This is a genomic window from Pseudonocardia lacus, assembly GCF_018531445.1.
GTDB classification, from domain to species: Bacteria; Actinomycetota; Actinomycetes; order Mycobacteriales; family Pseudonocardiaceae; genus Pseudonocardia; species Pseudonocardia lacus.
On record NZ_JAHDTH010000020.1, the window covers coordinates 37,292 to 64,027 of the forward strand.

Sequence of the window (26,736 nt, forward strand, 5' to 3'; positions counted from 1 at the left end):
CATGACCACCACGGAGAAGGTGGCGCCGCGCCTCAAGCAGCGCTACCGCGACGAGATCGCGGGTGAGCTGCGCGAGCAGTTCAAGTACGCGAACGTCATGCAGATCCCGGGCGTCACCAAGGTCGTCGTCAACATGGGTGTCGGCGACGCCGCCCGCGACGCCAAGCTCATCGACGGCGCCGTGCGCGACCTGGCCACCATCACCGGCCAGAAGCCGCAGGTCCGCCGGGCCACCAAGTCCATCGCGCAGTTCAAGCTGCGCGAGGGCATGCCGATCGGCGCGAAGGTCACCCTGCGCAACGACCGGATGTGGGAGTTCCTCGACCGGCTCCTGACCATCGCCCTGCCCCGCATCCGCGACTTCCGCGGCCTGTCGCCGAACCAGTTCGACGGCCGGGGCAACTACACGTTCGGCCTCAACGAGCAGTCCATGTTCCACGAGATCGACCCGGACACCATCGACCGTCCGCGCGGCATGGACATCACGGTCGTCACCACCGCCACGACCGACGAGGAGGGCCGGGCTCTGCTGCGCAAGCTCGGCTTCCCGTTCAGGGAGGCGTGAGTAATGGCCAAGAAGGCTCTGATCATCAAGGCCGCGGCCAAGCCGAAGTTCAAGGTCCGCGGCTACACCCGGTGCCAGAAGTGCGGCCGCCCGCGCGCCGTGCTGCGCAAGTTCGGCCTGTGCCGGATCTGCGTCCGCGAGATGGCGCACGCGGGCGAGCTGCCCGGCGTCAGCAAGAGCAGCTGGTAGCTCTCACCAGCACGCCCTCAATCGCCGAAGGCCCCTCCGGGGAACCACGGCGGGAAAGCAGTGACGTCACATGACGATGACCGATCCCATCGCAGACATGCTCACGCGTCTGCGCAACGCCAACTCGGCGTACCACGACCAGGTGGTCATGCCGCATTCCAAGCTCAAGGTCGCGATCGCTGAGATCCTGCAGCGCGAGGGCTACATCGCGGGCCACCGCACCGAGGACGCCGAGGTCGGCAAGTCCCTGGTCATCGAGCTCAAGTACGGGCGCAACCGCGAGCGCAGCATCGCCGGTCTGAAGCGGATCTCGAAGCCGGGCCTGCGGGTCTACGCGAAGTCCACCAGCCTGCCCCGGGTCCTCGGCGGCCTCGGCATCGCGATCATCTCGACGTCGGGCGGCCTGCAGACCGAGCGCCAGGCGTACAAGAACGGCGTGGGCGGGGAAGTCCTCGCCTACGTCTGGTGAGGGGTTAAAACATGTCCCGCATCGGGAAGCTGCCCATCACCGTGCCGTCCGGGGTCGACGTGGCCATCGACGGCCGCACGGTGACCATCAAGGGACCCAAGGGCACCCTTTCGCACACCGTGATCGAGCCGATCACCGTGGAGCGCGACGACGCCGGCGCCGTCCTGGTCAAGCGACCGGACGACGAGCGCAAGACGAAGGCCTACCACGGCCTGTCGCGCACGCTGCTCAACAACCTCGTCGTCGGCGTCACCGCCGGCTACGAGAAGAAGCTGGAGATCCACGGGGTCGGCTACCGCGTGGCGCTGAAGGGCTCCTCGCTGGAGTTCGCGCTCGGGTTCAGCCACCCGGTCGTGATCGAGGCGCCGGAGGGCATCACCTTCACGGTCGAGACCCCGACCCGGTTCTCGGTCTCCGGCATCGACAAGCAGTTGGTCGGCGAGGTCGCCGCCAACATCCGCAAGCTGCGCAAGCCCGACCCCTACAAGGGCAAGGGCGTGCGGTACGCCGGCGAGGTCATCCGCCGCAAGGTCGGGAAGACGGGTAAGTGATCATGGCAGACACCACTTCTTCGATCTCGAACGCGGCCCGCAAGCGGCAGGCCTCCCAGGTCGGGCGCAAGCGCCGGGCCTCGGTCAGCCGCCGCCACGCGCGGCTGCGCAAGAAGGTCGTCGGCTCCGCGGCCCGCCCGCGGCTGGCGGTCAAGCGCAGCTCGCGCCACATCGTGGTCCAGCTCATCGACGACACCCTCGGCACGACGCTGGCCGCGGCCTCCAGCCTGGAGGCCGACGTCGCGGCGGTCGACGGCGACAAGAAGGCCCGCGCGGCCAAGGTCGGCGAACTGATCGCCGCCCGCGCCCGCGAGGCGGGCGTCACCGCGGTCGTGTTCGACCGCGGCGGCAACGACTACCACGGGCGGATCGCGGCGCTGGCCGACGCCGCCCGTGAGGGCGGCCTGGAGTTCTGATGAGCGGCCGCATGTTCCAGATCAAGCACAGTGAAGGGATCGTCTGATGCCGGGACGTACACGGCGTGACGGCGGGGGCCCGGGTGGCGGCGACAACCGCGACCGCCGGGACCGCCGGGACGGAGGCCGTGGCGGGGCGGCCCAGGACAAGACCCCGTACATCGAGCGGCTGGTCACGATCAACCGCGTGGCCAAGGTCGTCAAGGGCGGTCGGCGCTTCAGCTTCACCGCCCTGATGATCGTGGGCGACGGCGACGGCCTGGTCGGCGTCGGCTACGGCAAGGCCAAGGAGGTGCCCGCGGCGATCGCCAAGGGTGTGGAGGAGGCGAAGAAGAACTTCTTCCGCGTCCCCCGCATCGGCGGCACGATCGTCCACCGGGTGCAGGGCGAGGCCGCCGCCGGCGTGGTGCTGCTGCGCCCGGCGAGCCCCGGTACCGGTGTCATCGCCGGTGGTCCGGTGCGCGCGGTCCTGGAGTGCGCCGGCGTGCACGACGTGCTCTCCAAGAGCCTCGGCAGCGACAACGCGATCAACATCGTGCAGGCGACCATCGCCGCGCTGAAGATGATCCAGCGCCCCGAGGAGGTGGCGGCCCGTCGCGGGCTGCCGCTGGAGGACGTCGCCCCGGCCTCGATGCTGCGCGCCCGTGCGGCCGCGGCGCAGGGGGCGCGTTCGTGATGGCCACCAAGACCAAGGGCGACGCGAACGACGCCACCGCGCAGTCCACGCCGGTCAGCGGCACCGTGCTGCGGGTCACCCAGCTGCGCAGCAGCATCGGGTGCAAGCAGAACCAGCGCCAGACGCTGCTCGCGCTGGGCCTGCGCAAGATCCGGCAGACCCGTGACTGGCCCGACACGCCGCAGGTCCGCGGCATGATCCACACCGTCCGGCACCTCGTGGCGGTGGAGGAGGTCGAGTCGAAGTGAGCGAGAACGACGAGAAGGCGACCACCAAGGTCCGCCCGATCAAGATCCACCACCTGCGTCCGGCCCCCGGCGCGAAGACCGCCAAGACGCGGGTCGGTCGCGGTGAGGGCGGCAAGGGCGGCAAGACCGCCGGCCGCGGCACCAAGGGCACCAAGGCCCGCAAGACCGTGTCGGCCGCCTTCGAGGGCGGGCAGATGCCGCTGCACATGCGGCTGCCCAAGCTCAAGGGCTTCAAGAACCGGTTCCGCGTCGAGTACCAGGTCGTCAACATCGGCGACCTGGCCCAGCTGTTCCCGTCCGGCGGTACCGTCGGACCGGACGAGCTGGTGGCCGCGGGTGCCGTCCGCCCGCGCAAGCCGGTCAAGGTCCTCGGCGACGGCGACCTCGACGGCATCGCGCTGACGGTGTCGGCGCACGCCTTCTCCGGCTCCGCCCGCGACAAGATCGCGGCGGCTGGCGGGACCACCACCGAGCTGTAGTCGGGCCCGTTCGGTGCGGGCCGGCGCCATCGCGCCGGCCCGTGCCGTGCGGGTCGCGCTACCGCGTAGAGTCGTTCGGGGCCGCAGCGTTGTGCCAACAGCGCTGGTGAAGCCCATCAGTACAGGAGGATCACCGAGTGCTCAGCGCTTTCCGTTCGGCACTGACCACCCCGGATCTCCGGAAGAAGATCCTCTTCACGCTCGGGATCGTGGCGGTCTACCGGCTGGGGGCGGCCATCCCGTCGCCCGGGGTGTCGTACCCCAACGTGCAGCAGTGCATCCGCCAGGTCGAGGGCGGCGAGAACTCCAGCGTCTACTCGCTGATCAACCTGTTCTCCGGTGGCGCGCTGCTGCAGCTGTCGATCTTCGCGCTGGGCATCATGCCCTACATCACGGCGAGCATCATCGTCCAGTTGCTCACGGTCGTGATCCCGCGGTTCGAGCAGCTGAAGAAGGAAGGGCAGTCGGGTCAGAACAAGCTGACCCAGTACACCCGCTACCTGACGATCGCGCTGGCCATCCTGCAGGCCACCGGCATCATCGCGCTGGCCGACCGGGGCCAGCTGTTCGGCGAGTGCAGCCTGCCGGTCATCCCGGACTCCAGCGTCTACAACCTGCTGATCATCATCATCGTGATGACCGCGGGCACCGCGGTGATCATGTGGCTGGGCGAGCAGGTCACCGAGCGCGGCATCGGCAACGGCATGTCCCTGCTGATCTTCGCCTCGATCGCGGCCCGGATCCCCATCGAGGGCGAGAACATCCTGACCAACGGCGGCCCGCTGGTGTTCGGCGGCGTCTGCCTGTTCGGCCTGGCGATCATCGCCAGCGTGGTGTTCGTCGAGCAGGGCCAGCGCCGCATCCCGGTCCAGTACGCCAAGCGCATGGTCGGCCGCCGCATGTACGGCGGCACCTCGACCTACCTGCCGCTGAAGGTCAACCAGGCCGGCGTCATCCCGGTCATCTTCGGCTCGTCGCTGCTCTACCTGCCCGACCTGATCTCGCGCCTCGCCGGCGCCGCGGACAGCGGCTTCAGCCAGTTCGTCCAGACCTACCTGGTCGACCAGTCGAACTGGGTGCACATCACCCTGTACTTCGCGCTGATCATCTTCTTCACGTACTTCTACGTCGGCATCACCTTCAACCCGGAGGAGCGCGCCGACGAGATGAAGAAGTTCGGCGGCTTCATCCCGGGCATCCGCCCGGGGCGGCCCACCGCCGAGTACCTGAACTTCGTGCTCTCCCGCATCACCCTGCCCGGCTCGCTGTACCTGGGCCTGATCGCCGTCCTGCCGAACTTCTTCCTCGGCATCACCGGCAGCGGCCAGAACCAGAACTTCCCGTTCGGCGGCACCGCGGTGCTGATCATGGTCGGTGTGGGGCTGGACACGGTCAAGCAGATCGAGAGCCAGCTCATGCAGCGGAAATACGACGGTTTCCTGCGCTAACGTCAGGCGTCGGGGGTGGGAACGGTCGGGGTCGTGGAGTTCAGGAGGATCTGTGGTGCGTCTGGTTCTGGTCGGTCCGCCGGGGGCGGGTAAGGGTACGCAGGCTGCTCGGCTCGCCGAGGAGCTCGACGTCCCGCACATCTCGACGGGCGACCTGTTCCGGGCGAACCTGCAGCAGCGCACGCCCCTCGGCGTCGAGGCCAAGCGCTACATGGACGCCGGCGACCTGGTGCCCGACTCGGTCACCGTCGAGATGGTGCGCGACCGGCTCACCGCCGACGACGCCACCAAGGGCTTCATCCTCGACGGCTTCCCGCGCACGGTGAGCCAGGCCGAGGCGCTGGCCGACATGCTCACCGACCGCGGCGAGGCGCTCGACTCGGTCGTCGAGTTCCGGGTCCCGGAGGAGGAGCTGGTCACGCGCCTGCTCGGCCGCGGCCGCTCCGACGACACCGAGGCGGTCATCCGCAACCGCCAGCAGGTCTACCGCGACGAGACCAGCCCGCTGCTGGAGTTCTACGCCGACCGGCTGGTCAGCGTCGACGCCGTCGGCTCCGTCGACGAGATCACCGCCCGCGTGCTGGCGGCCCTGCGGTCCAGCTGAGGGACGAGTGATGGGACGCGGCGGGGTGCGCACCATGCTGGCCAAGTGGCGGGGGCGCGACATCGAGCTCAAGACGCCCGGCGAGCTGGACGCGATGCGCGCGGCCGGCGCCGTGGTCGCCGACGCGCTGGCCGCGGTGACGGCCGCGACGCGGGCCGGGGTCAGCACGAAGGAGCTCGACGCCGTCGCGGAGGAGGTCATCCGCGCGGCCGGCGCGGTGCCGTCGTTCCTGGGCTACCACGGCTTCCCGGCCACCATCTGCGCATCGGTCAACGAGCAGATCGTGCACGGCATCCCGTCGGCGACGGCCGTCCTGTCGGACGGCGACCTCATCTCGGTCGACTGCGGGGCCATCCTGGAGGGCTGGCACGGCGACGCCGCGGTGACGCTCCCCGTCGGCGAGGTGTCGGCGGCCGACCTGGCGCTCTCGGCGGCCTGCGAGGCGGCCCTGCACGCGGGCATCGCCGCGATCGGGCCGGACGTGCGCCTGTCGGACATCTCGCACGCCGTGCAGCGCTCGTGCGAGGAGTCGGCGCGCCGCGACGGGGCCGACTACGGGATCGTTGCCGAGTACGGCGGGCACGGCATCGGCACGTCGATGCACATGGACCCGTTCCTGCCGAACTACGGCGAGCCGGGCCAGGGCCCGCGGCTGCGCCCGGGCATGGCCCTCGCGGTCGAGCCGATGCTCACCGCGGGCGACCCGGAGACCCGCGAGCTGGACGACGGCTGGACGGTCGTCACCGCCGACGGCGCGCGGGCGGTGCACTGGGAGCACTCGGTGGCGGTCACCGAGGACGGCCCGCGCATCCTCACGCTCCCCGCCGGTTCCTAGCGCTCTCGGCGCCCACTCGACGATCGTCGTCGCAGCGCGCTGGTGCTGTGACCATGTGTCCGAGTGGTCGTCGCAGCGCCGGGTGTGTCCTCGCAGCCCGCCGGCGCGGCGAGCTCGACGCTGGTGCTGCGAGACGTGCAGACCTCCGGGATCAAGCGCTCCACGCTGTGTCCGGGCGAGTGCGCTGCGTCGGACGCCGACTCTGAATCGGTTCCGACGTGCGGCGGCCCCCCGGACCGGTCACAAGAACGGCGTGCCCGCGCGTCCGCTGCTCTATCTTCCCCAACATGAGTTCCGAAGGCGCGGCTCGACCGCCCGCTGTCCTGGGGGTTCCCCGTGAGACGGGGAACCAGGAGCGGCGGGTGGCCCTGGTTCCCAAGATCGTCGAGAGGCTGCGGACGAAGGGGGTCGAGGTCGTCGTCGAGTCCGGCGCCGGGCTCGGCGCGCTGATCCCCGACGAGCTCTACACCGCGGCCGGCGCGACGATCGGCGACCCGTGGTCCGCCGACGTCGTGGCGAAGGTGAACCCACCGACCGCCGACGAGATCGGCAAGCTGCGGCGGGGTTCGACGCTGATCGGGTTCCTGGCCCCGCGGACCTCCCCGCAGACCATCGAGGCGCTGCGCGCGGCCGGCGTGCGGGCGTTCGCGATGGAGGCGATCCCGCGGATCTCCCGGGCCCAGTCGATGGACGCGCTGTCCTCGCAGGCCAACGTGGCCGGCTACAAGGCCGTCCTGCTCGCCGCCGAGAAGTCCACCCGGTTCTTCCCGATGCTCACCACCGCCGCCGGCACCGTGAAACCGGCCAGCGCGCTCGTGCTCGGCGTCGGGGTGGCCGGGCTGCAGGCGCTGGCCACGGCCAAGCGGCTGGGCGCCCGCACCACCGGCTACGACGTGCGCCCCGAGGTCGCCGACCAGGTCCGCTCCCTCGGCGCGCAGTGGCTCGATCTGGGCATCGACGCCGCAGGCGAGGGCGGCTACGCCCGCGAGCTCACCGACGACGAGCAGGCCCAGCAGCAGAAGCGGCTGGAGGAAGCGATCACCGGCTTCGACGTGGTCATCACGACCGCGCTGGTGCCCGGCCGCAAGGCGCCGACGCTGGTCACCGCGACCGCCGTCGAGGGCATGCGCCCGGGCAGCGTCGTCGTCGACCTGGCCGGCGAGGCCGGCGGCAACTGCGAGCTCACCGAGCCCGGCGAGGTCGTCGTGAAGCACGACGTCACCATCGCCTCGCCGCTCAACCTGCCGGCGACCATGCCCGAGCACGCCTCGGAGCTGTACGCGCGCAACGTGTCCGCGCTGCTGGAGCTGATGCTCGACAAGTCCGGCGCGCTCGCGCCGGACTGGGACGACGAGGTCCTCGCGAAGTCCTGCGTGACCCGGTCGGAAGGGGAGGGGGCCTGATGGAGAGCGGTCTGCTGGCGAACATCGCGATCCTGGTGCTGGCCGGGTTCGTCGGGTTCGCGGTCATCTCGAAGGTGCCCAACACGCTGCACACGCCACTGATGTCGGGCACCAACGCGATCCACGGGATCGTGCTGCTCGGCGGGCTGATCGTGCTCGGCCACCTGGAGGACCCGTCGGTGGTCGACGCCATCATCCTGGTCGTGGCCATCGCCTTCGGCATGATCAACGTGATCGGCGGGTTCCTGGTGACCGACCGGATGCTCGGGATGTTCAAGCCGCGCCCGGAGCCGGTCGAGCGCGACACCGACGGGCGGGGCTGAGCCGGTGGACGTCGCCGCGTTGGACGTCATCGTCCCGATCCTCTACATCATCTCCTTCGGCCTGTTCATCTACGGCCTGATGGGCCTGACCGGTCCCAAGACCGCGGTGCGCGGCAACTGGATCGCCGCCGTCGGCATGACGATCGCCGTCGTCGCGACGCTGCTGCAGGTCCGGCACAACTGGCTGCTGATCATCGTCGGGCTCGTCGTCGGCGCCGCGCTCGGGATCCCGTCGGCCCGCCAGGTCAAGATGACCGCGATGCCGCAGATGGTGGCGCTGTTCAACGGCGTCGGCGGCGGCGCGGTCGCGCTGATCGCCTGGTCGGAGTTCCGCACCAGCGACGGCTTCGCCACCGAGGCCGGCTACGTCGTCGTGGCGTCGATGTTCGCCGCGATCGTCGGCTCGATCTCGTTCTGGGGCTCGCTGATCGCGTTCGGCAAGCTGCAGGAGATCCTGCCCGGGCGCCCCATCGGGCTGGGCGCGGCCCAGCAGTTCGTCAACGGCCTGCTGCTGCTCGCCGCGATCGCCTGCGCGGTCGTGGCCGGCCTCGGCGGCGCCCCGGAGATCTGGATCGTGGCGCTGCTCGTGCTGGCCGCCGTGCTGGGCGTGCTGGTCGTGCTGCCGATCGGCGGCGCCGACATGCCGGTCGTCATCTCGCTGCTCAACGCCATGACGGGCCTGTCGGCCGCGGCCGCCGGCCTGGCGCTGGACAACACCGCGATGATCGTCGCCGGCATGATCGTCGGCGCGTCCGGCTCGATCCTGACCAACCTCATGGCCAAGGCCATGAACCGCTCGATCCCGGCCATCGTGGCCGGCGGCTTCGGCGGCACGACCACGCTCCCCGGCGCCGACGACGGCGTCGACCGCACGGTCACCTCCACCTCGGCCGCCGACGCCGCCGTGCAGATGGCCTACGCGTCCCAGGTGATCGTGGTGCCCGGCTACGGCATGGCCGTCGCCCAGGCCCAGCACGCCGTCAAGGACATGGCGAAGCTGCTGGAGAGCAAGGGCGTCGAGGTCAAGTACGCGATCCACCCCGTGGCCGGGCGCATGCCGGGGCACATGAACGTCCTGCTGGCCGAGGCCGACGTCTCCTACGACGCGCTCAAGGAGATGGACGAGATCAACGACGAGTTCGCCCGCACCGACGTCACCCTGGTGATCGGCGCGAACGACGTCACCAACCCCGCCGCCCGCACCGACCCCAGCTCGCCCATCCACGGCATGCCGATCCTCAACGTCGACGAGAGCCGCTCGGTGATCGTGCTCAAGCGCTCGATGAGCAGCGGGTTCGCCGGCATCGACAACCCCCTCTTCTACGCCGAGAACACCTCGATGCTCTTCGGCGACGCGAAGAAGTCGGTCACCGAGGTGACCGAAGAACTCAAAGCCCTCTGACCCCCTCCCGTCGAGAACGAAGTTGTCGTGATTCACAAGCCCTGTCGATCACCACAACTTCGTTCTCGACGGTCTGGTGGGGACGGCGTTCGGCGACACCGGGGCCCGGGTGCACGCCGGCCGGCAGGCCCTGGCCGGCTGCTACTCCGCCCCGGAGGCCCCGGCTTCGGCCCTGGAAGCGGCGGGGGCCGGCATGGTCGGAGTCGAGCTCGACCCCGATCCGCGGTTCGCCGACGCCCGGACGCTGACCGTCGGGCAGGCGGCCGGGGTCGGGGCTGCGCTGGGGCGGGCGACCCTGGTCGCGGCCCTCGACGTGGCCGGCGACCCGGCACGGGTCGTGCAGACGATCGCGGCGGTCGGGGCAGCGCTGGTCCAGCCCATCGGGGGCGCGCTTCCCGCGCCCGTGCTGCGGACCGCGCTCGACGACGCCGGCATCGGCGTCGTGCACGCCGGCATCGAGATCGCCACGACGACGACCCGTCGTGGGTGTTCAGCCGGTACGGCGAGGGCGGGGCGTTCTTCCAGTGGATGTGCTGACCGAGTACCGCGATGCCTGGGCGTTCCTGCGGGACCGGGCGCCCGAGTACGACGAGGAGTTCCAGATCGCCGACCTCGTCGAGCTGGGCCGGCAGCGCCCGCTCGTGGTGGGGCTGGACTTCAGGCCCGACAACGTCAGCGGGATCGTCGCCGCCCTTCCGGGGGTGCGCGGTATCGCGCTCACCCTCGCCGACGGCGTACGCCGCGAGGACGTGCACGTCCACTCCTACGCCGAGGCCCTGCGCGTCGTGCGCGCCGTCGGCCGGTAGGCGCCCGTCGAGAACGACGTTGTCGTGATCAACAGGGCCAAACGATCACGACAACGTCGTTCTCGACGGGGCGGGTCAGCAGCAGCGGGACTGGGGGTGCTCCTGGGCCCGGTCCATCCGCCGCTTCTCGAACTCGCGCCGGGTGATCGGCGGGGCGTCGGGGTGCTCGCGCGCGTGGCGGGCGAGGTAGCGGTCGTAGTCCGCCTCCCCGCTCACCTCGCGCAGGTACCAGAGCACTCCGGCCCCGGCCCGCCGCAGCGCCGCGATCATTCGCGGCTCCCGGCCGCGGCCATGGCCCGCTTCTCCGCCGGGGTGGCGATGAGCCCGGCCGGGGCCACGATCCTCGACTCGACGGCGGGTGCCTCGCTGCTGCCCAGCGGTTCGTCCGAGGTCAGGGCGCGGTACCAGACGAACATCGCGTTCACCACCACGATGATCACCAGCAGCGCGAACACGATGGACAGCACGCCGTCGACCGTCGAGTTCACCACCACCGTGCCCATCTGGTCGATGTCCTTGGCCGGGGCGAGCACCTCGCCCCGCTCCAGGGCCGCGGAGTAGCGGGCCCGCTGGGCGAAGAAGCCGAGGGTCGGGTCGGACGAGAACACCTTCTGCCAGCTCGCGGTCAGGGTCACCGCGACGTCCCAGGCCAGCGGGACGGCCGTCACCCAGGCGTAGCGCGCCCGCCCCGTCTTGATCAGCAGCGTGGTGCAGACGGTCAGCGCGATCGCCGCGAGCAGCTGGTTCGCGATGCCGAACAGCGGGAACAGCTGGTTGATGCCGCCCAGCGGGTCGTTGACGCCGGCCCACAGGAAGTAGCCCCACGCCCCGACGACGACGGCGCTGGTGATCCACAGGCCGGGCTTCCAGTTCACGTCCCGGAAGGGCTTGTGCACGTTGCCCAGGGTGTCCTGCAGCATGTAGCGCCCGACCCGGGTGCCCGCGTCCACCGTGGTCAGGATGAACAGGGCCTCGAACATGATCGCGAAGTGGTACCAGAACGCCTTGAGCGCGGCCCCACCGAAGACGCCGGCGAAGATCTCCGACATGCCGACGGCCAGCGTCGGGGCGCCGCCGGTGCGGGCGACGAGCGTGCTCTCCTGCACGGCGGCGGCCGCGGCCGTCAGCGCCTCCGGCGTGATGGTGAACCCGAAGTTGGCCACCGCCGCGGAGGCCGTCTCCACCGTCGGGCCGAGCACCCCGGCCGGGGCGTTCATGGCGAAGTACAGGCCGGGGTCGAGCACCGAGGCCGCGATCAGCGCCATCACGGCGACGAACGACTCGGTGAGCATCGCCCCGTAGCCCACCATGCGGACCTGGGACTCCTTCTGGATCAGCTTCGGGGTGGTGCCCGAGGCGATCAGCGCGTGGAAGCCGGACAGCGCACCGCAGGCGATCGTGATGAACACGAACGGGAACAGCGCGCCGGCGAACACCGGGCCCTTGCCGCTGGAGGCGAACTCGGTCAGCGCCGGGGTCTTCATCATCGGTGCGGACAGGATCACGCCCAGCGCCAGCAGCACGATCGTGCCGACCTTCATGAACGTCGACAGGTAGTCGCGCGGGGCCAGCAGCATCCACACCGGCAGCACCGAGGCCGCGAACCCGTAGATGACCAGGGCGATGACCAGCGCCTGCGGCGACAGGGTGAACGCCGGGGCCCAGGACGACTCCTGCACCCAGCCGCCCGCCACGATGGCCAGCAGCAGCAGCGCGACGCCGATGAGGCTGGTCTCCATGACCCGGCCGGGTCTGATCATCCGCAGGTAGAAGCCCATGAAGATGGCGATGGGGATGGTCATCGCGATGGAGAACGTGCCCCACGGCGACTTGGCCAGCGCGTTCACCACGACCAGCGCGAGCACCGCCAGCAGGATGATCATGATGGTGAACACGCCGATGAGGGCGGCCACCCCGCCCACCGGGCCGATCTCGTCGCGGGCCATCTGGCCGAGGCTGCGCCCGTCGCGGCGCATCGAGAAGAACAGGACCACCATGTCCTGCACGGCGCCGGCGAAGATGACCCCGACGATGATCCAGATCGTGCCGGGCAGGTAGCCCATCTGGGCGGCCAGTACCGGCCCGACCAGTGGGCCCGCTCCGGCGATGGCCGCGAAGTGGTGGCCGAACAGCACCCGGCGGTCCATCGGCTGGAAGTCGGTGCCGTTGTCGAGCCGCTCCGCCGGGGTGGCGCGGGTGTCGTCGACCTCCAGCACCTTCTTCGCGATGAACCGCGCGTAGAACCGGTAGGCGATGGCGTACGAGCCGAGGGCCGCGACGACCAGCCAGATCGCCGAGATGCTCTCGCCGCGCGACAGCGCGATGACGCCCCACGCCACCGCGCCGACGACCGCGACGGCGCCCCAGACGAGCGCGGAGCGCACGGTGAAGCGGGAGCCGCGGTCCGGTGTCGGGCTGCTCGGCGGGCTGTCCGGGGCCTCGGGGGTCTCGGTGCTCATGATGGTGCTCCCCGTCCGGTTCCGAGTAACGGTCGGTCGGCTGGTCTGGTCGACATCGGCTCTCCTCGCTCCCGCCCACGGCGCCTTCGCCGCGGTCCCCGTACCCCGGTCCCCGGTGGTCACCGGGTTCGCACCGGGGGGTTTACCTGCGTCACGGATCAAGCGCATCCGCTGACCGAGTGCTCTCGGTCCACGCATGGTGCGCAACCGGCGCCGCCGGGTCCAGGGTGTTGCGGTGGAGCGACCGGTCAGGGCGCGGCGGGCGCGTCGAGCGGGTGGGCGATCTCGTCGCGCGGCAGCCGCCAGGCGACCAGGGCGATCACCGCCAGGAACACCGGGACGACCCCGATGACCAGGAGGACGAGCGGGATGCCCACGACCTCGCCGACCGGCCCGGCGATCGCCATCGACACCGGCATGAAGGCCAGCGAGACGAAGAAGTCGAGGCTGGAGACCCGCCCGAGCAGGCGGGTCGGTACCCGCCGCTGCAGCAGGGTGCCCCAGATGACCGTGGCCGCGGCGTCGGTGATCCCGACGACGGCGCTCGCCGCGACCATCAGCCACAGCTGGTCGGTGGCGCCGATGACGGCCAGCGGCAGCACGCCCGCGCCCCAGCACAGCAGCATGACCGTCAGGTAGCGCCGGGGCAGGCGCATGGTCGAGACCAGGATCGAGCCGACCGCCCCGCCGATCCCGTAGCCCGCGACGACGACGGCGAACTCGGTCGGCCCGCCACCGGCCTGATCGCGCACCGCGAACGGCAGCAGCACCTCGATCGGACCGATGATCAGCAGGACGTAGACGGTGGCGAAGGCGAGGGTGGCGAACAGCCAGCCGGTGCGCACCAGGTAGGCGAAGCCCTCCGTGAGGTCGCGCAGCGGGGAGGAACCGCCGCCGGGCTCGACCGCCACCGGAGGCATCCGCAGCAGGGCGAGCATCGCCAGCAGGTAGCTGCCGGCGGCGACGAGCACGGCGACGGCCGGCAGCAGCGCCCCGACCACGAGGCCGGCCAGGGCGGGGCCGGCCGCCCGCTGCGCGATCGGGCGCAGCGCCCCCTCCACGCCGTTGGCGGCCAACAGGTCGTCGGCCGGGAGCAGTCGGGGCAGCAGCGCCGAGTACGCGGGGTAGAAGAACGCGTCGGCGGCCCCGAGGACCAGCGAGATCGCCGCCAGCTGCCACAGCTGCAGCGCGCCGGTCAGCCCGAGCACGGCCACCGCGCCCGCGCCGACGGTCTTGACCGCCTCGACGCCGATCATCAGCGCGCGCTTGGGCAGCCGGTCGGCGGCCACCCCGCCGATCAGGACGCTGCTGAGCAGCCCGACGCTGAACGCGGTGGCCACCGTGGACAGCTCGGTGGGGCCGCCGCCGAGCGCGATGACCTGGTAGACGACCGCGACCATCCACACCCCGCTGCCCAGCAGCGAGAGGGCCATCGAGGCCACGAGCAGCCGGTACCCCCGGCTGCGGAACGGGCGCAGCGGACGGGGGAGCGCGCGGACCGCGGTCGTGCCGTCGTCGGGCCTCACCGCCGGACGGTAACCCGCGCGGGCGCGGTGGCGCGTCGGGTTTAGCCGGTCCCGGCGGACCGCCGGCTCACCGCCGGAACGCCGGGTCGGTGAGCGCCCGCACGGTCAGCCGCTGCTCGGCGGGCGTGCCCACCGGGGCGGCCAGGAACTCGGTGGCGCCGGCGTCGCGCAGCCGGTGCAGCTGCCGCAGGACGGCGTCCTCGTCGCCGACGACGGCGACCCCGCCCGGGCCGTCGACGCCCTCGCGGTCGAGCACCGCGCGGTACTCGGGCACCTGCCCGGCCGGCGCGAACCGCTCGGCGATGCGGGCGCGCGCCGCGTCCGCATCGGCGGTGACGCAGACGGGCAGGCCGGCGACCACCCGCGGGGCGGGCCGGCCGGCGGCCGCGCGCGCCAGCCGCGGCACGACGTGCTCGTGCAGGGTCCGGGGCCCGGCCATCCAGGTGACGGCGCCGTCGGCGAGCTCCCCGGCCACCCGGAGCATGGCCGGCCCGAGCGCGGCGAGCAGGACCGGTGGCGGGGTGGTGCCCGGTACGTCGACGGCCCCGACGGCGGTGAGCGTGGGGCCGTGGTGGTCGACGGCCTCGCCGCGCAGCAGCGGGCGCAGCACGCCGAGGTACTCCCGCATGCGCAGGGCGGGCCGGTCGTGGGGCACGCCGTACATCGCCCCCAGCATCGCCCCGATGCCGGCGCCGACGCCCAGCCGCAGCCGGCCGCCGACCGCGGCCTGGGTGCTCAGTGCCTGCCCGGCGAGCACCAGCGGGTGGCGCTGCAGGACGGGCACCACGGCCGTGCCCAGGCCGACGCGGGGGACCCGCCCGGCGGTCGTGAGGGCGGTGAGCGCGTCCCACCCGAGTGCCTGGCTCACCCACACGGTGCCGAACAGGTCGGCCGCCTCGGTCACCTGCTCCACCAGGAGGTCGGCGGTGGTGGGTCCGCGCAGGTCGCCGACGGCTATTCCGATGTCCACGCTGCTCCGTCCATAAGTGGGGCGGTACCCCGTTTCGGTCGCCGTACGATACGGGGGGCAACCCCACTTACGCAAAGGAGCACGTCGTGACCGGTCCCCGGGACGGACGCCCGCGGCGCGCGGACGCCCGGCGCAACCGTGAGCGCATCGTCGCCGTCGCCGCCGCCGTCGTCGCCGAGCAGGGGGCCGACGCGTCGCTGGAGGAGATCGCGCGGCGGGCCGGGGTGGGGTCGGCGACCCTGCACCGGCACTTCGCCGGCCGGCAGGAGCTCCTGCGCGCCGTGTTCGCCGGCCACGTCGACGCGCTGTGCGCGAGGGCCGAGGAGCTGGTGGGCGCCGCGGATCCCGGCGAGGCCCTGGTCGTCTGGCTGCGGGCGGTCCTGGCGCACGCCACGACCCACCGCGGCCTCGGCGCGGCCCTGCTGGCCGGCCTCGACGACCCGACCCCGGTCGCCGCCTTCCACGGTCGCATCGTGGCGGCGGGAGACGCGCTGCTCGACCGCGCGCGGAGCGCGGGAGCGGTGCGCGACGGGATCCTGGTCACCGAGTTGCTGCAGCTGGCCAACGCCGTCTCGGCGGCGACCGAGGGTCGCCCCGGCGGCCCGCGCCGCGCCGAGCGGCTGCTCGACATCGCGCTCGACGGCATCCGCCCCCGCGGCTGACGCCCCGGGCGCCGTCTCGGCCTGTGCGCTCCGGGCCGCGGTGGCGCATCATGGTGAAGGTGGACGGCGAACCCGACGGAGCCGAGTGGCCCGTCGTGCGCCCGGAGGATCTGCGCGCCGGCGACGCCGACCGCGAGCGCGTGCTCGACAGGCTCCGCGCGGCGCACGTCGAGGGCCGGCTGGACGTCGAGGAGTTCGACGAGCGCATCCGGGCCACCCTGGCCGCCCGCACCTACGGCGAGCTCGCCGCGCTGACCTCCGACCTGCCGCCCGCCGCCGCCCCGCCCGCGGTCCCGGTAGCCATGTCGCCGGAGGACGACGCGGCCGGCGAGTTCCGCTCCGGGGTCGCCGCCTGGGCCGCCGCCAGCGTCACGACGATGGCCATCTGGGCCATCAGCTGCGTCGCGTCCGGGCTGTTCATCTACCCGTGGTTCCTGTGGGTCGCCGGCCCGTGGGGCACCGTGCTGCTGGTGGCCTGGCTCGGGATGCGGCTGCAGGGGCGCTGATCAGGACCCGGCGGCGGGCGCGCGGGCGAGCGACGTACACTGGTATTTCGGCGCGTTCTGTGGCGCCGGTTCCGTCGTGCCTCCCGCAGGTCCCGGTCCCGGAGCTGCGATGCGCCTGACGTACGGAACCGAGAGTACGCACACCTGTCACGGAACGCGGAGGACATGGCCAAGAAGGACGGGGCGATCGAGGTCGAGGGCCGGGTCGTGGAGCCCTTGCCGAACGCGATGTTCCGCGTGGAACTGGAGAACGGACACCGGGTCCTCGCGCACATCAGCGGCAAGATGCGTCAGCACTACATCCGGATCCTGCCCGAGGACCGGGTCGTGGTCGAGCTGTCGCCGTACGACCTGACCCGCGGCCGCATCGTCTACCGCTACAAGTGACGTAACCACCAGCGAAGAGAAGAGCGACGGACGTGAAGGTCCAGCCGAGCGTCAAGAAGATCTGCGACAAGTGCCGGGTGATCCGCCGGCACGGTCGCGTGATGGTGATCTGCGAGAACCTGCGCCACAAGCAGCGCCAGGGCTGATCACCCGGACGCAGCGACACCAGAGGACCCCCGCGCACCAACCGGGCCACACGGGCCCGGTCGACCCCCGGAACCAGGCCGGGGCCCGGACAGCGGACCGGGACGGGCGTGGGGAAGACCTGGCACACCGAACAAGGAGAACACCGACCGCATGGCACGTCTTGCCGGCGTAGACCTCCCCCGCGACAAGCGGATGGAGATCGCGCTCACCTACATCTTCGGGATCGGCCGCACCCGGTCCAAGGAGATCCTCGAGGCCACCGGGATCGACCGCGACCTGCGGTCGAAGGACCTGACCGACGAGGACCTCACCAAGCTCCGCGAGTACATCGAGTCGAACCTGCGCGTCGAGGGCGACCTGCGCCGCGAGGTCCAGGCCGACATCCGTCGCAAGATCGAGATCGGCTGCTACCAGGGCATCCGCCACCGCCGCGGGCTGCCGGTGCGCGGCCAGCGGACCAAGACCAACGCCCGCGGCCGCAAGGGTCCCAAGAAGACCGTCGCCGGCAAGAAGAAGGCAGGTAAGAAGTAATGCCGCCCCGCGGACGCACCGCGGCCGGGCCCAAGAAGGTCCGCCGCAGCGAGAAGAAGAACGTCGCGCACGGTCACGCGCACATCAAGAGCACCTTCAACAACACCATCGTGTCGATCACCGACCCGACCGGTGCCGTCATCGCCTGGGCCTCGGCCGGGCACGTCGGGTTCAAGGGCTCGCGCAAGTCCACGCCGTTCGCCGCCCAGATGGCCGCGGAGAGCGCGGCCCGCAAGGCCGCCGAGCACGGCATGAAGAAGGTCGACGTGTTCGTGAAGGGGCCGGGCTCCGGTCGCGAGACCGCGATCCGCTCGCTGCAGGCCGCCGGTCTCGAGGTCGGCACCATCTCGGACGTCACCCCGCAGCCGCACAACGGCTGCCGCCCGCCCAAGCGGCGCCGGGTCTAGGGGAGAGGGAGTAACCAGACATGGCTCGTTACACCGGCCCCATGACCCGCAAGTCCCGCCGGCTGAAGGTCGACCTCGTCGGCGGCGACCAGGCGTTCGAGCGTCGCCCCTACCCGCCCGGCCAGCACGGCCGGATCCGGATCAAGGAGACCGAGTACCTCCTGCAGATGCAGGAGAAGCAGAAGGCCAAGTTCGCCTACGGCGTGCTGGAGAAGCAGTTCTCCCGGTACTACGAGGAGGCGAACCGGCGCGCCGGCAAGACCGGTGACAACCTGCTGCAGATCCTCGAGTCGCGGCTCGACAACGTCGTGTACCGGGCGGGCCTGGCCCGCACCCGGCGGATGGCCCGCCAGCTGGTGAACCACGGGCACTTCCTGGTCAACGGCCAGAAGGTGGACATCCCCAGCTACCGGGTCTCGCGCTACGACATCATCGACGTCCGCGACAAGTCGCGGAACATGGACCCGTTCATCATCGCCAAGGAGCTCCAGGGCGACCGTCCGATCCCGGCGTGGCTGCAGGTCGTCCCGTCGACCCTGCGCATCCTGGTCCACCAGCTGCCCGAGCGTGCGCAGATCGACACGCAGGTCACCGAGCAGCTGATCGTCGAGCTCTACTCCAAGTAGTAGCGCTCCCACCCCCGCCGCAGCAGGGATGCGGCGGGGGTCGGCCGGCCCCTCGGGGTCGGCCTTCCGCGGCATCAAATAGCGGTTGCCGCGGCGCCTAAGGAGGGCACCACACCATGCTGATCTCTCAGCGCCCCACCCTGACCGAGGAGCCGGTGGTCGACACCCGCTCCCGGTTCGTCATCGAGCCGCTCGAGCCGGGCTTCGGCTACACGCTGGGCAACTCGCTGCGCCGCACGCTGCTCTCGTCCATCCCCGGCGCGGCTGTCACCAGCATCCGCATCGACGGCGTCCTGCACGAGTTCACCACCGTGCCGGGCGTCAAGGAGGACGTCACCGACATCATCCTCAACCTCAAGGAGCTGGTCGTCAGCTCCGAGGAGGACGAGCCGGTGACCATGTACCTGCGCAAGCAGGGCCCCGGTGCGGTCACCGCGGGCGACATCGTGCCCCCGGCGGGCGTCACGGTGCACAACCCCGACCTGCACATCGCCACCCTGAACGACAAGGGCCGCCTCGAGGTCGAGCTGGTCGTCGAGCGGGGCCGCGGCTACGTGCCGGCCATGCAGAACAAGGCCACCGGCGCCGAGATCGGCCGCATCCCGGTCGACTCGATCTACTCGCCGGTCATGAAGGTGACCTACAAGGTCGAGGCCACCCGCGTCGAGCAGCGCACCGACTTCGACAAGCTGGTGCTGGACGTGGAGACCAAGCCGTCGCTCGCCCCGCGCGACGCGCTGGCCTCGGCCGGCAAGACCCTCGTCGAGCTCTTCGGGCTGGCCCGCGAGCTCAACGTGGACGCCGACGCGATCGAGATCGGGCCGTCGCCGCAGGAGGCCGACACCATCGCCGCCTTCGCGATGCCGATCGAGGAGCTGGACCTCACCGTGCGGTCCTACAACTGCCTCAAGCGCGAGGGCATCCACACCGTGGGCGAGCTGGTCGGGCGCAGCGAGGCCGACCTGCTCGACATCCGCAACTTCGGGGCCAAGTCCATCGACGAGGTCAAGATGAAGCTCGTCGGCCTGGGCCTGGCCCTCAAGGACAGCCCGCCCGGGTTCGACCCGTCCGCGGCCGCGGGCGAGTACGGCGTCGCCGACACCGCCGGCGCCGGCGGCTTCGAGCACGACCCGTTCCACGACGACGGCCAGGACTACGCAGAAACGGAGCAGTTGTAGCCATGCCTCAGCCCACCAAGGGGCCCCGCCTCGGCGGGTCTCCCGCGCACCAGCGGCTGATCCTGGCCAACCTGGCCACGTCGCTGTTCGAGCACCGCCGGATCACCACGACGGAGGCCAAGGCCCGCAGGCTGCGGCCCTACGCCGAGAAGCTGATCACCAAGGCCAAGCGCGGCGACCTGCACAACATCCGCGAGATCGCCAAGGTGATCCGCGACAAGGACGTCGTGCACGCACTGGTCACCGAGATCGGCCCGTTCTTCGCCGACCGGCAGGGTGGCTACACCCGGATCACCAAGACGCTGCCGCGCAAGGGCGACAACGCCCCCATGGCCGTGATCGAGCTGGTGTCGCAGAAGACCGTCACCGACGAGGCCGACCGGGCCCGCCGGGTCGCGTCCTCGCGCCAGTCGGAGTCCACGCCGAACCCGACCGCGCAGGTCCCGGCGACCGAGGAGCCGGCCGTCGCCGACGCCACCGGTCCCGTGGGCGAGAGCACCGAGGTCGAGGAGTCGGCCGCCACCGACACGGCGCCGTACGGCGAGGGCAGCCACGCCCCGCTGGACGACCCGCAGGAGGCGCCGGCCGGGTTCCCGATCAAGGGCAACGCCGACTCGATGCTGTACCACGTCCCCGGTTCGTCCCACTACGGGCAGACCGTGGCCGAGGTGTGGTTCGCCTCGGAGGAGGCCGCCGAGGCCGCGGGCTTCGCCGCCCCGGCGTCGCAGAAGTCGGCCGAGGCCGAGGCCGCCGACGAGGGCCAGGAGCCCTGATCGAGCGGCAGTACCGCGACACCGGGCCCGCCCCCCGCGAGGGGGACGGGCCCGGTGCCGTTCCCGCCCGGCACCCCGACAGCCCCGCACCCCCGGAACCGGGCCCGACCCGCCGGTTCCGCCTCGACATCGCCTACGACGGCACCGACTTCTCCGGCTGGGCCCGCCAGCCCGAGCGGCGGACGGTGTGCGGGGTCCTCGAGGGCGCGCTGGGCACGATCCTGCGCGGCGCGGTGCCGATCGCGCTGACCGTGGCCGGGCGCACCGACGCCGGCGTGCACGCCACCGGGCAGGTCGCGCACGCCGACCTCCCCGACGACCTCGATCCGACGTGGCTGGTCCGCAGGCTGGCCCGGCTGCTGCCCCCCGACGTCCGCGTCCGGGCCGTGACCCCGGTCCCCGACGCCTTCGACGCCCGCTTCTCCGCGCTGCGCCGCCACTACCGCTACCGGATCGCCACCGCCCCGCACGGCGCCGATCCGCTGCGCGCCCGCGACACCGTCTCCTGGCCGCACCCGATCGACCTCGTCGCCGTCGCGGTCGCGTCCCGGGGCCTGCTCGGCGAGCACGACTTCGCCGCCTACTGCAAGCACCGCGAAGGCGCGACGACCGTCCGCGCCCTGCAGGACCTCTCCTGGACGCGCGACGCCGACGGCGTGGTCACCGCGGCCCTCTCGGCCGACGCGTTCTGCCACTCGATGGTCCGCAGCCTCGTCGGCGCCCTGCTCGACGTCGGCCGCGGCCGCCGCCCCACCGACTGGCCCGCCGCGCTCCTGGCCCGCGACACCCGCGCCAACGAGGTCGCCGTCGCCCCCGCCCACGGCCTGACGCTGGTCGCCGTCGACTACCCGCCCGACGCCGACCTCGCCGCCCGAGCCGACACCACCCGCCGCCTCCGCACCCCCACCCCCACCCCACCCACCTGACCCGCCCCCCGCCCGCCCCCACACACCCGTCCCGGAGTTCAGGAAAGCCACGATGCTGCCCTGTGCGTTCCGGAACGTGGCTTTCCTGAACTTCGGGACGGGCCGGAGGGGTGGCGGGTTTCGCGCGGGTTACTAGTGGCGCCGGGCGATTGTGCGGCGGTCGCGTCGGACGCACAGTGGTGGTCATGACCGTCTCCCGCTCCGCGGACCGCGACTACGGCGGCAAGGTCGTGGCCGTCGAGCCGGGGGGCAACGAGCCGATCCCCGACGCCGAGCGGCACGGCCGGCCCAGCCAACTGTTCTGGACCTGGACCTCGCCGAACCTCGAGTTCGCGACGATCTTCGTCGGGGTGCTCGCGGTGCAGGCGTTCGGGTTGACGTTCTGGCAGGCCGTGGCCGCGATCGTGGTCGGCAACGGGCTGGCGGCCGTGGCGCACGGCGCGCTGTCGGCGCGGGGGCCCTCGGCGGGCGTGCCGCAGATGGTGCTGGGGCGGCTGGCCTTCGGCTACCGGGGCAACGTGCTCCCGGCCGGGCTGATGACGATCACCTCGGGGTTCGGCTGGTTCGCGGTGAACAGCGTCAGCGCGGCCTTCGCGCTGAGCTCGCTGACCGGGTGGCCGGCGCCGGTGTGGCTGGTGGTCGTGGTCGTCGTGCAGATCGGGGTGGCCTTCTTCGGGCACAACCTGGTCCAGGTCTTCGAGCGGTTCGCGTTCCCGGTGCTGGCGGTGGTGTTCGCCGTCGGGGCGGTCATCGTGCTGGGCGCGTCCGACCCGTCGGCGGTGCCGGAGGGCGGCGGGACGGGCGGCGTGGGCGGGTTCCTGCTGATGCTGGGCGCGGTGTTCGGCTACACGGCCGGCTGGTCGCCCTACGCCGCCGACTACACCCGCTACCTGCCGGCCGACTCGCCGCCGCGCAAGGTCGGCCTGGCCGCGGGCACCGGGTTGTTCGCCTCGACGACCCTGCTGATGGTCGTCGGCGCGGCGTCGGTGAGCGCGGCGGCCGCCGCCGGCGCCACCTCGGACAACCCGACCACGTCCTTCGTCGGCGTGCTGCCGGGCTTCCTGGCCGCGCTGACGCTGCTGTGCATCGCGCTGGGCGCGGTCGCGGCCAACATCCTCAACGTCTACTCGGGCGCCATGGCCTTCCTGAGCATGGGCATCGACGTGCCGCTGCGCTGGGCCCGGGCGACCGTGGCGCTCGCGTTCGGGGTGGTCGGGTTCGTCATCGCGGTGATCGCGCTGGCCGATGCCGCGCACAGCTACGAGGCGTTCCTGCTGGTCATCGTGTACTGGATCGGGCCATGGCTGGGGGTGGTGCTGGTCGACCAGTACCTGCGCCGCGCCGCGCTGCCCACCGACCTGCTCTACGACCGCTCCTACACCAACCACGCCGGGTTGATCGCGATGCTGGTCGGCATCGTGGTGTCGGTGCCGCTGTTCTCCAACCAGGAGCTGTTCACCGGGGTGGTGCCGGCCGCGTACCCCGACATCGGCGACGTCACGTTCCTGGTCGGCTTCGCCCTCTCGGCGGGCCTGTACGCGCTGCTGTTCCCGCGGCTGGCCCGCCGGTGAGAGGCTGACCGGGTGGACACGAGCGCACTGCTGGACGTCGCCGTCGAGGAGGCGAGGGCCGGGCTCGCCGAGGGCGGCATCCCCATCGGAGCGGCGCTGTTCGCCGCCGACGGCACCCTGCTCGGGCGCGGGCACAACCGCCGCGTCCAGGACGACGACCCGTCCATGCACGCCGAGACGTCGGCGTTCCGGGCCGCGGGCCGCCAGCGCGACTACCGCTCCACGATCATGGTGACCACGCTGTCGCCCTGCTGGTACTGCTCGGGGCTGGTCCGCCAGTTCGGCATCGGCACCGTCGTCATCGGCGAGGCCCGCACCTTCCACGGCGGCCACGACTGGCTCGCCGAGCACGGTGTGGCGATCCACCTGGTCGACGACGAGCGCTGCGCGGCGATGATGACCGATTTCATCGCCGCCAACCCCGCGCTGTGGAACGAGGACATCGGGGAGGCCGAGTGAGCGCGGGTGTGGTCCCGGGCGAGATCCCCACCGTCGACCTGGGCGCCTGGCGCGCCGGCGACCACGACGTCGGCCCCGCGGTCGACTCCGCCCTGCAGCGGGCGGGGTTCCTGCTGGTCACCGGGCACGGCATCGACGCCGACCTGCGCGCCGAGGTGCGCGCCGCGGCCCGCCGGTTCTTCGCGCTGCCCGCGGAGGTCAAGCAGCGGTACGCGGTGCGGATCGGCGGGCGGGGCTGGCTCGCGCCGGGCGTCGAGGCCAACGGGTGGGTGGAGGGCGAGCCGACCCCGCCGGACCTGAAGGAGTCGTTCGCGGCCGGGGCCGACACCGCCACCGGCGATCCCGCCGTCGACGACGTGTGGTTCCCGCCGAACGTGTGGCCGGCCGAGGTGCCCGAGCTCGCCGACGCCGTCGGGCGCTGGACGGCGGCCATGCGCACCGTCGCCGACGACCTCCTGGAGCTGTGCGCGGCCGCGCTCGGCCTGCCCGCCGACGCGCTCACCCGGCTCGCCCACCGGCCCACCTGGACGTTCAACATCAACCGGTACCCGCCGCTCACCGAGGTCGGCGAGCCGGCGCCCAACCAGTTCCGCATCGGCCCGCACACCGACTTCGGCACGGTCACCGTCCTCGACCGCGAGCCCGGGGCCGGTGGTCTGCAGGTCGACCTCGGGGAGGACGGCGGCGACGAGCAGTGGGTCGACGCCCCTTACGAGCCGGACGCGCTGACCGTCAACATCGGCGACCTGCTGGCCCACTGGACCGGCCTGCGCTGGCGCTCCGGCCGCCACCGGGTGCTGCCGCCGCAGGCCGGTGCCCCGCAGGAGGAGCTGGTCTCGCTCGTCTACTTCTACGAGCTCGACCACGACGCGCTGGTCACCCCGCTCGCCCCGCCGATCGGCCGGCGCGCCGACCTCGACCCGGTCGTCTGCGCGCCGTTCATCAAGCAGCGGCTGGACGCCATCTCGGTGCCCTGACCGCGTCCCGGTGGCGGCTCCCCGCCACCGGGCGCCGGCGTCCGGGTCCAGTTGCGCCAAACGCCCACGGCAGGGCGATCCCCCTGGTTACCGTCCTGACGTGCCCAGACCGACCGCCGTGCGGGCGCCCGCCACCCGCGACCAGGCCGACGCGTACCGCTTCGGACTGCGCAGGCTGGAGGCCGCGCTGGTGCGCGGCGACGCGGTGCTGCTGCACGAGCAGATCCGCTCCCAGCGCCGCGCGGCGATGGCCGGCGTCGCGCTCGGCCTGCTGGGGCTGTGCGCCGCCGCCCTGTACGCGGTGATCGGCCCCAAGCCCGACTGGCGCCAGCAGGCGGTCGTCTCGGTGGCGGGCACGCAGGCGCTCTACGCCGTCGACACCGGACGCGAGGGGCGGCTGGTCCCGGTCAGGGACCTCGCGGCCGCCCGGCTCGTGCTCGCCGCGCTCGGCCGCACCGACGCCGCCACAGCCGACCCCCGGGAGCTGCCCGAACGGGCGCTGGCGGACGCGAAGAAGACGGCGGCGGCCCCGGTCGGCGGCGCCGACGGCGCCCGCCCGGAGGCGACCATCGCCCCGTCATGGGCGGTGTGCGACAGGGTCTCGGCCGACGGCGTCCCCGCCGGCACCACCGTCATCGGCGGCGCCGCCCCGGTCAGCGCGCCCGACCCCGGGCAGGCCGTCCTGCTGGCCGGCCCCGACGAGGAGACCTGGCTGGTCACCGGGGGCCGCCGCTTCCGCGTCGACGTCGGCGACGGCGGCCTCCTCGCCGCCTACGGCCTCACCCGCGAGGTGCCCCGCCCGGTGAACCCGACCGTGCTGGCGATGCTGCCCGAGGGCCCCGAGCTGGCCACCCCCGTCGTCCCCGGCCGGGGCGACCCCGCCCCCGACGGCCTGCCCGGCCGCGTCGGCGACGTGCTGGTCACCGACGACGCCGAGTACTTCGTCGTGCTGTCCAACGGGGTGCAGCGGGTGCCCGAGGTCGCCGCCGACCTGCTGCGGGTGGCGTCCGGGGCCAGGGCAGCGCGCGAGGTCGACGCCGAGGTGGTGGCCGACGCCCGCGTCCGCCGCACGCTCGACGTCGCCGACTGGCCCGCCGCCCGCCCCCGCCTCGACGACCCCGCCGACGCCCCGGTGACCTGCTGGACGTGGACGCCGGCCGGGGAACCGACCGGCGAGGTCTGGACCGGCGCCGCGCTACCCCTGCCCCCCGGTGCCCGGCCCGTCGAACTCGTCCAGGCGGACGGACCCGGGGCCCGCGTGGACGCCGTGTGGACGGGCGAGGGTGGCGCGGTGCGGATCGACCTCGACCCTTCTCCTCCCGACGACGAGAAGCCCGGCTCCGGCGGCTCCTCCGCGGACCGGTCGGAACCCGAGACCGACGAGCCGGACTCGATCGCCCGCAACCCCGCCCTCGACCGCATCGACACGCTCGACGCCGGCGGGCAGGTGCTGTTGGTGGCGCCGAACGGGGTCGTGCACCGGGTCGCCGACGACGCCACCGCGGCCGCGCTCGGGATCGGCGCGGTGGAACTCGCCCCCGATGTCGTCGTGGAGCTTCTGCCGGCCGGCGCGCCGCTGGACCTGGCCGACGCGACGGTCGCGGTGCAGACCCTGCGCTGACCCCGCCGAGCGAACGCAAGCACCGTGCGTTCAGCGGCCGGCCGGTTCGATCACGACATCCGGCCACCTCGCAGACCCAGCGATGTCGTCGCAGCCCGCCGGCGGGCTGCGACGACCCACCCGAGGCTGCGACACCCACCCGGCGCTGCGAGGACGCCCCGGGCCGGGCCCTCGCTCGGCCCCGTGACCAGCCGGTGGGCACAGGGAGCGGGGCGCCGAGCCGCCGACAGGCGACCGCCCGCCCCCGCCCGGCCCACGTCGCAGAGTCCCCATGGTCTTCGCAATGTCTACGGCACCTGCGAAGACCACGCCGCCCCTGCGAAGACGGCCCCCCGACCGCGCGACGTCAGATGCCGCTGGCGAGCGCGAACAGGTCCATCGCCGCCAGCGCCACGGGGACGGCGGCGACGGTGAGGCCGTACTCGAGGAAGTCGACCGCGCGCCGGGCCACCGGGGAACCGGCGGGGCGGGTGCGGTGCAGCGCGGCCGCGGCCGCGGCGGCGGCGAGCAGGAGGGCGGTGGCGCCGAGGGGGGCGGCGAGGACCTGGTCGGCCGCGGCGAGCAGCGCGACGAGGCCGATGGCGGTGGCCGCGGCG

The 26,736-nt window shown here is 72.6% G+C and carries 34 protein-coding genes; 29 read left to right on the forward strand and 5 right to left on the reverse strand.

The annotated features are described in order from the left end of the window. Position 1: 1 nt before the first annotated feature. From rplE to KIK08_RS07000, 15 genes are all read left to right on the forward strand, one after another. Positions 2–565, forward strand: coding sequence for a 50S ribosomal protein L5 (rplE, locus tag KIK08_RS06930; RefSeq protein ID WP_214402168.1), 564 nt, complete (start codon positions 2–4; stop codon positions 563–565). Between the two features lie 3 nt (positions 566–568). Then, complete coding sequence (locus KIK08_RS06935; RefSeq protein WP_214402169.1) at positions 569–754, forward strand: type Z 30S ribosomal protein S14; 186 nt, start codon at positions 569–571, stop codon at positions 752–754. 70 nt (positions 755–824) lie between these two features. Further along, on the forward strand, positions 825–1,223 hold the full coding sequence (gene rpsH / locus KIK08_RS06940) for a 30S ribosomal protein S8 (protein ID WP_214402170.1): 399 nt from the start codon (positions 825–827) through the stop codon (positions 1,221–1,223). A gap of 11 nt (positions 1,224–1,234) precedes the next feature. After that, the gene (gene rplF, locus KIK08_RS06945) at positions 1,235–1,774 is read left to right on the forward strand and encodes a 50S ribosomal protein L6 (RefSeq protein WP_214402171.1); all 540 of its coding nucleotides are present in this window, start codon (positions 1,235–1,237) and stop codon (positions 1,772–1,774) included. Further along, positions 1,771–2,190 (forward strand): 50S ribosomal protein L18, encoded by a 420-nt coding sequence (gene rplR / locus KIK08_RS06950; protein ID WP_408004647.1) that lies wholly within the window; start codon positions 1,771–1,773, stop codon positions 2,188–2,190. The genes rplF and rplR overlap by 4 nt, the downstream gene beginning before the upstream one ends. Before the next feature lie 46 nt (positions 2,191–2,236). Beyond that, positions 2,237–2,866 carry a 30S ribosomal protein S5 gene (gene rpsE / locus KIK08_RS06955; protein WP_214402172.1) on the forward strand — a complete coding sequence of 210 codons (630 nt, stop codon included), beginning with the start codon at positions 2,237–2,239 and terminating at the stop codon, positions 2,864–2,866. A 65-nt stretch (positions 2,867–2,931) separates the two neighbouring features. After that, the gene (gene rpmD, locus KIK08_RS06960; RefSeq protein WP_308257462.1) at positions 2,932–3,114 is read left to right on the forward strand and encodes a 50S ribosomal protein L30; all 183 of its coding nucleotides are present in this window, start codon (positions 2,932–2,934) and stop codon (positions 3,112–3,114) included. After that, the gene (gene rplO, locus KIK08_RS06965) at positions 3,111–3,593 is read left to right on the forward strand and encodes a 50S ribosomal protein L15 (protein ID WP_214402174.1); all 483 of its coding nucleotides are present in this window, start codon (positions 3,111–3,113) and stop codon (positions 3,591–3,593) included. Before rpmD ends, rplO begins: the two co-directional genes overlap by 4 nt. A 137-nt stretch (positions 3,594–3,730) precedes the next feature. Next, a complete protein-coding gene (gene secY, locus KIK08_RS06970; protein ID WP_214402175.1) occupies positions 3,731–5,041 on the forward strand; it encodes a preprotein translocase subunit SecY in 1,311 nt (436 codons plus the stop codon). Positions 5,042–5,093: 52 nt separating this feature from the next. Next, the gene (locus tag KIK08_RS06975; protein ID WP_214402176.1) at positions 5,094–5,645 is read left to right on the forward strand and encodes an adenylate kinase; all 552 of its coding nucleotides are present in this window, start codon (positions 5,094–5,096) and stop codon (positions 5,643–5,645) included. Positions 5,646–5,655: 10 nt separating this feature from the next. Then, a complete protein-coding gene (gene map, locus KIK08_RS06980; protein ID WP_250556469.1) occupies positions 5,656–6,480 on the forward strand; it encodes a type I methionyl aminopeptidase in 825 nt (274 codons plus the stop codon). 287 nt (positions 6,481–6,767) lie between these two features. After that, entirely contained in the window at positions 6,768–7,883 is a 1,116-nt protein-coding gene (locus KIK08_RS06985; protein ID WP_214402177.1) for a Re/Si-specific NAD(P)(+) transhydrogenase subunit alpha, read from the forward strand. Then, a complete protein-coding gene (locus tag KIK08_RS06990; RefSeq protein WP_214402178.1) occupies positions 7,883–8,206 on the forward strand; it encodes an NAD(P) transhydrogenase subunit alpha part 2 in 324 nt (107 codons plus the stop codon). The genes KIK08_RS06985 and KIK08_RS06990 overlap by 1 nt, the downstream gene beginning before the upstream one ends. Positions 8,207–8,225: 19 nt before the next feature. Continuing rightward, the gene (locus KIK08_RS06995; RefSeq protein ID WP_214402198.1) at positions 8,226–9,608 is read left to right on the forward strand and encodes an NAD(P)(+) transhydrogenase (Re/Si-specific) subunit beta; all 1,383 of its coding nucleotides are present in this window, start codon (positions 8,226–8,228) and stop codon (positions 9,606–9,608) included. Positions 9,609–10,132: 524 nt separating this feature from the next. Beyond that, positions 10,133–10,414: a hypothetical protein gene (locus KIK08_RS07000; protein ID WP_214402179.1), complete on the forward strand. Its 282-nt coding sequence runs from the start codon at positions 10,133–10,135 to the stop codon at positions 10,412–10,414. A 75-nt stretch (positions 10,415–10,489) separates the two neighbouring features. Here KIK08_RS07000 and KIK08_RS07005 read toward each other — a convergent pair whose 3' ends face one another. From KIK08_RS07005 to KIK08_RS07020, 4 genes are all read right to left on the reverse strand, one after another. After that, positions 10,490–10,684 (reverse strand): YbdD/YjiX family protein, encoded by a 195-nt coding sequence (locus tag KIK08_RS07005; protein ID WP_214402180.1) that lies wholly within the window; start codon positions 10,682–10,684, stop codon positions 10,490–10,492. After that, on the reverse strand, positions 10,681–12,873 hold the full coding sequence (locus KIK08_RS07010) for a carbon starvation CstA family protein (protein ID WP_214402181.1): 2,193 nt from the start codon (positions 12,871–12,873) through the stop codon (positions 10,681–10,683). The genes KIK08_RS07005 and KIK08_RS07010 overlap by 4 nt, the downstream gene beginning before the upstream one ends. Before the next feature lie 248 nt (positions 12,874–13,121). Next, positions 13,122–14,399: an MFS transporter gene (locus KIK08_RS07015; RefSeq protein ID WP_214402182.1), complete on the reverse strand. Its 1,278-nt coding sequence runs from the start codon at positions 14,397–14,399 to the stop codon at positions 13,122–13,124. Between the two features lie 67 nt (positions 14,400–14,466). Further along, positions 14,467–15,369, reverse strand: a complete 903-nt coding sequence (locus KIK08_RS07020; RefSeq protein ID WP_214402183.1) for a TIGR03564 family F420-dependent LLM class oxidoreductase — start codon at positions 15,367–15,369, stop codon at positions 14,467–14,469. Positions 15,370–15,455: 86 nt separating this feature from the next. Between KIK08_RS07020 and KIK08_RS07025 the strand changes: the two genes are divergently transcribed. The 14 genes from KIK08_RS07025 to eccB all read left to right on the forward strand — a co-directional run bounded on the left by KIK08_RS07025 (position 15,456) and on the right by eccB (position 26,140). Continuing rightward, positions 15,456–16,031, forward strand: coding sequence for a TetR/AcrR family transcriptional regulator (locus tag KIK08_RS07025; RefSeq protein ID WP_214402184.1), 576 nt, complete (start codon positions 15,456–15,458; stop codon positions 16,029–16,031). A gap of 59 nt (positions 16,032–16,090) precedes the next feature. After that, positions 16,091–16,537 carry a DUF1707 SHOCT-like domain-containing protein gene (locus KIK08_RS07030; RefSeq protein WP_308257458.1) on the forward strand — a complete coding sequence of 149 codons (447 nt, stop codon included), beginning with the start codon at positions 16,091–16,093 and terminating at the stop codon, positions 16,535–16,537. A 165-nt stretch (positions 16,538–16,702) separates the two neighbouring features. Further along, positions 16,703–16,924, forward strand: a complete 222-nt coding sequence (infA, locus tag KIK08_RS07035) for a translation initiation factor IF-1 (protein WP_028929190.1) — start codon at positions 16,703–16,705, stop codon at positions 16,922–16,924. Between the two features lie 32 nt (positions 16,925–16,956). Further along, positions 16,957–17,070 (forward strand): 50S ribosomal protein L36, encoded by a 114-nt coding sequence (rpmJ, locus tag KIK08_RS07040; RefSeq protein ID WP_214402186.1) that lies wholly within the window; start codon positions 16,957–16,959, stop codon positions 17,068–17,070. Positions 17,071–17,221: 151 nt separating this feature from the next. After that, complete coding sequence (gene rpsM / locus KIK08_RS07045) at positions 17,222–17,602, forward strand: 30S ribosomal protein S13 (RefSeq protein WP_214402187.1); 381 nt, start codon at positions 17,222–17,224, stop codon at positions 17,600–17,602. Further along, positions 17,602–18,009, forward strand: coding sequence for a 30S ribosomal protein S11 (gene rpsK / locus KIK08_RS07050; RefSeq protein ID WP_214402188.1), 408 nt, complete (start codon positions 17,602–17,604; stop codon positions 18,007–18,009). Before rpsM ends, rpsK begins: the two co-directional genes overlap by 1 nt. Before the next feature lie 20 nt (positions 18,010–18,029). Next, a complete protein-coding gene (gene rpsD, locus KIK08_RS07055; RefSeq protein WP_214402189.1) occupies positions 18,030–18,635 on the forward strand; it encodes a 30S ribosomal protein S4 in 606 nt (201 codons plus the stop codon). 116 nt (positions 18,636–18,751) lie between these two features. Beyond that, the gene (locus tag KIK08_RS07060) at positions 18,752–19,813 is read left to right on the forward strand and encodes a DNA-directed RNA polymerase subunit alpha (protein WP_214402190.1); all 1,062 of its coding nucleotides are present in this window, start codon (positions 18,752–18,754) and stop codon (positions 19,811–19,813) included. Between the two features lie 2 nt (positions 19,814–19,815). After that, positions 19,816–20,586, forward strand: a complete 771-nt coding sequence (gene rplQ / locus KIK08_RS07065) for a 50S ribosomal protein L17, sunset domain variant (protein WP_214402191.1) — start codon at positions 19,816–19,818, stop codon at positions 20,584–20,586. Continuing rightward, the gene (truA, locus tag KIK08_RS07070) at positions 20,583–21,512 is read left to right on the forward strand and encodes a tRNA pseudouridine(38-40) synthase TruA (RefSeq protein WP_408004649.1); all 930 of its coding nucleotides are present in this window, start codon (positions 20,583–20,585) and stop codon (positions 21,510–21,512) included. Before rplQ ends, truA begins: the two co-directional genes overlap by 4 nt. A gap of 185 nt (positions 21,513–21,697) precedes the next feature. Further along, positions 21,698–23,083, forward strand: coding sequence for a purine-cytosine permease family protein (locus KIK08_RS07075; protein ID WP_214402192.1), 1,386 nt, complete (start codon positions 21,698–21,700; stop codon positions 23,081–23,083). Positions 23,084–23,095: 12 nt separating this feature from the next. Next, complete coding sequence (locus tag KIK08_RS07080; protein ID WP_308257459.1) at positions 23,096–23,542, forward strand: nucleoside deaminase; 447 nt, start codon at positions 23,096–23,098, stop codon at positions 23,540–23,542. Beyond that, a complete protein-coding gene (locus KIK08_RS07085) occupies positions 23,539–24,519 on the forward strand; it encodes an isopenicillin N synthase family dioxygenase (RefSeq protein WP_308257460.1) in 981 nt (326 codons plus the stop codon). The genes KIK08_RS07080 and KIK08_RS07085 overlap by 4 nt, the downstream gene beginning before the upstream one ends. 100 nt (positions 24,520–24,619) lie before the next feature. After that, on the forward strand, positions 24,620–26,140 hold the full coding sequence (gene eccB, locus KIK08_RS07090; protein ID WP_214402193.1) for a type VII secretion protein EccB: 1,521 nt from the start codon (positions 24,620–24,622) through the stop codon (positions 26,138–26,140). Positions 26,141–26,486: 346 nt separating this feature from the next. Here the strand turns inward: eccB and KIK08_RS07095 are convergent. Then, a partial coding sequence (locus KIK08_RS07095; protein ID WP_408004648.1) for a hypothetical protein occupies positions 26,487–26,736 on the reverse strand: 250 nt, incomplete at its 5' end.

Bases quoted from the DNA above. Each gene is read 5' to 3' on its own strand.
- map (WP_250556469.1), top strand. From the start codon at position 5,656: ATGGGACGCGGCGGGGTGCGCACCATGCTGGCCAAGTGGCGGGGGCGC.
- KIK08_RS07005 (WP_214402180.1), bottom strand. From the start codon at position 10,684: ATGATCGCGGCGCTGCGGCGGGCCGGGGCCGGAGTGCTCTGGTACCTG.
- infA (WP_028929190.1), top strand. From the start codon at position 16,703: ATGGCCAAGAAGGACGGGGCGATCGAGGTCGAGGGCCGGGTCGTGGAG.
- KIK08_RS07075 (WP_214402192.1), top strand. From the start codon at position 21,698: ATGACCGTCTCCCGCTCCGCGGACCGCGACTACGGCGGCAAGGTCGTG.
- KIK08_RS06935 (WP_214402169.1), top strand. From the start codon at position 569: ATGGCCAAGAAGGCTCTGATCATCAAGGCCGCGGCCAAGCCGAAGTTC.
- rpsM (WP_214402187.1), top strand. From the start codon at position 17,222: ATGGCACGTCTTGCCGGCGTAGACCTCCCCCGCGACAAGCGGATGGAG.
- rpsK (WP_214402188.1), top strand. From the start codon at position 17,602: ATGCCGCCCCGCGGACGCACCGCGGCCGGGCCCAAGAAGGTCCGCCGC.
- rplF (WP_214402171.1), top strand. From the start codon at position 1,235: ATGTCCCGCATCGGGAAGCTGCCCATCACCGTGCCGTCCGGGGTCGAC.
- rpsE (WP_214402172.1), top strand. From the start codon at position 2,237: ATGCCGGGACGTACACGGCGTGACGGCGGGGGCCCGGGTGGCGGCGAC.
- KIK08_RS06990 (WP_214402178.1), top strand. From the start codon at position 7,883: ATGGAGAGCGGTCTGCTGGCGAACATCGCGATCCTGGTGCTGGCCGGG.
- rplQ (WP_214402191.1), top strand. From the start codon at position 19,816: ATGCCTCAGCCCACCAAGGGGCCCCGCCTCGGCGGGTCTCCCGCGCAC.
- rpsH (WP_214402170.1), top strand. From the start codon at position 825: ATGACGATGACCGATCCCATCGCAGACATGCTCACGCGTCTGCGCAAC.
- rpsD (WP_214402189.1), top strand. From the start codon at position 18,030: ATGGCTCGTTACACCGGCCCCATGACCCGCAAGTCCCGCCGGCTGAAG.
- KIK08_RS06985 (WP_214402177.1), top strand. From the start codon at position 6,768: ATGAGTTCCGAAGGCGCGGCTCGACCGCCCGCTGTCCTGGGGGTTCCC.
- KIK08_RS07060 (WP_214402190.1), top strand. From the start codon at position 18,752: ATGCTGATCTCTCAGCGCCCCACCCTGACCGAGGAGCCGGTGGTCGAC.
- rplE (WP_214402168.1), top strand. From the start codon at position 2: ATGACCACCACGGAGAAGGTGGCGCCGCGCCTCAAGCAGCGCTACCGC.
- KIK08_RS07010 (WP_214402181.1), bottom strand. From the start codon at position 12,873: ATGAGCACCGAGACCCCCGAGGCCCCGGACAGCCCGCCGAGCAGCCCG.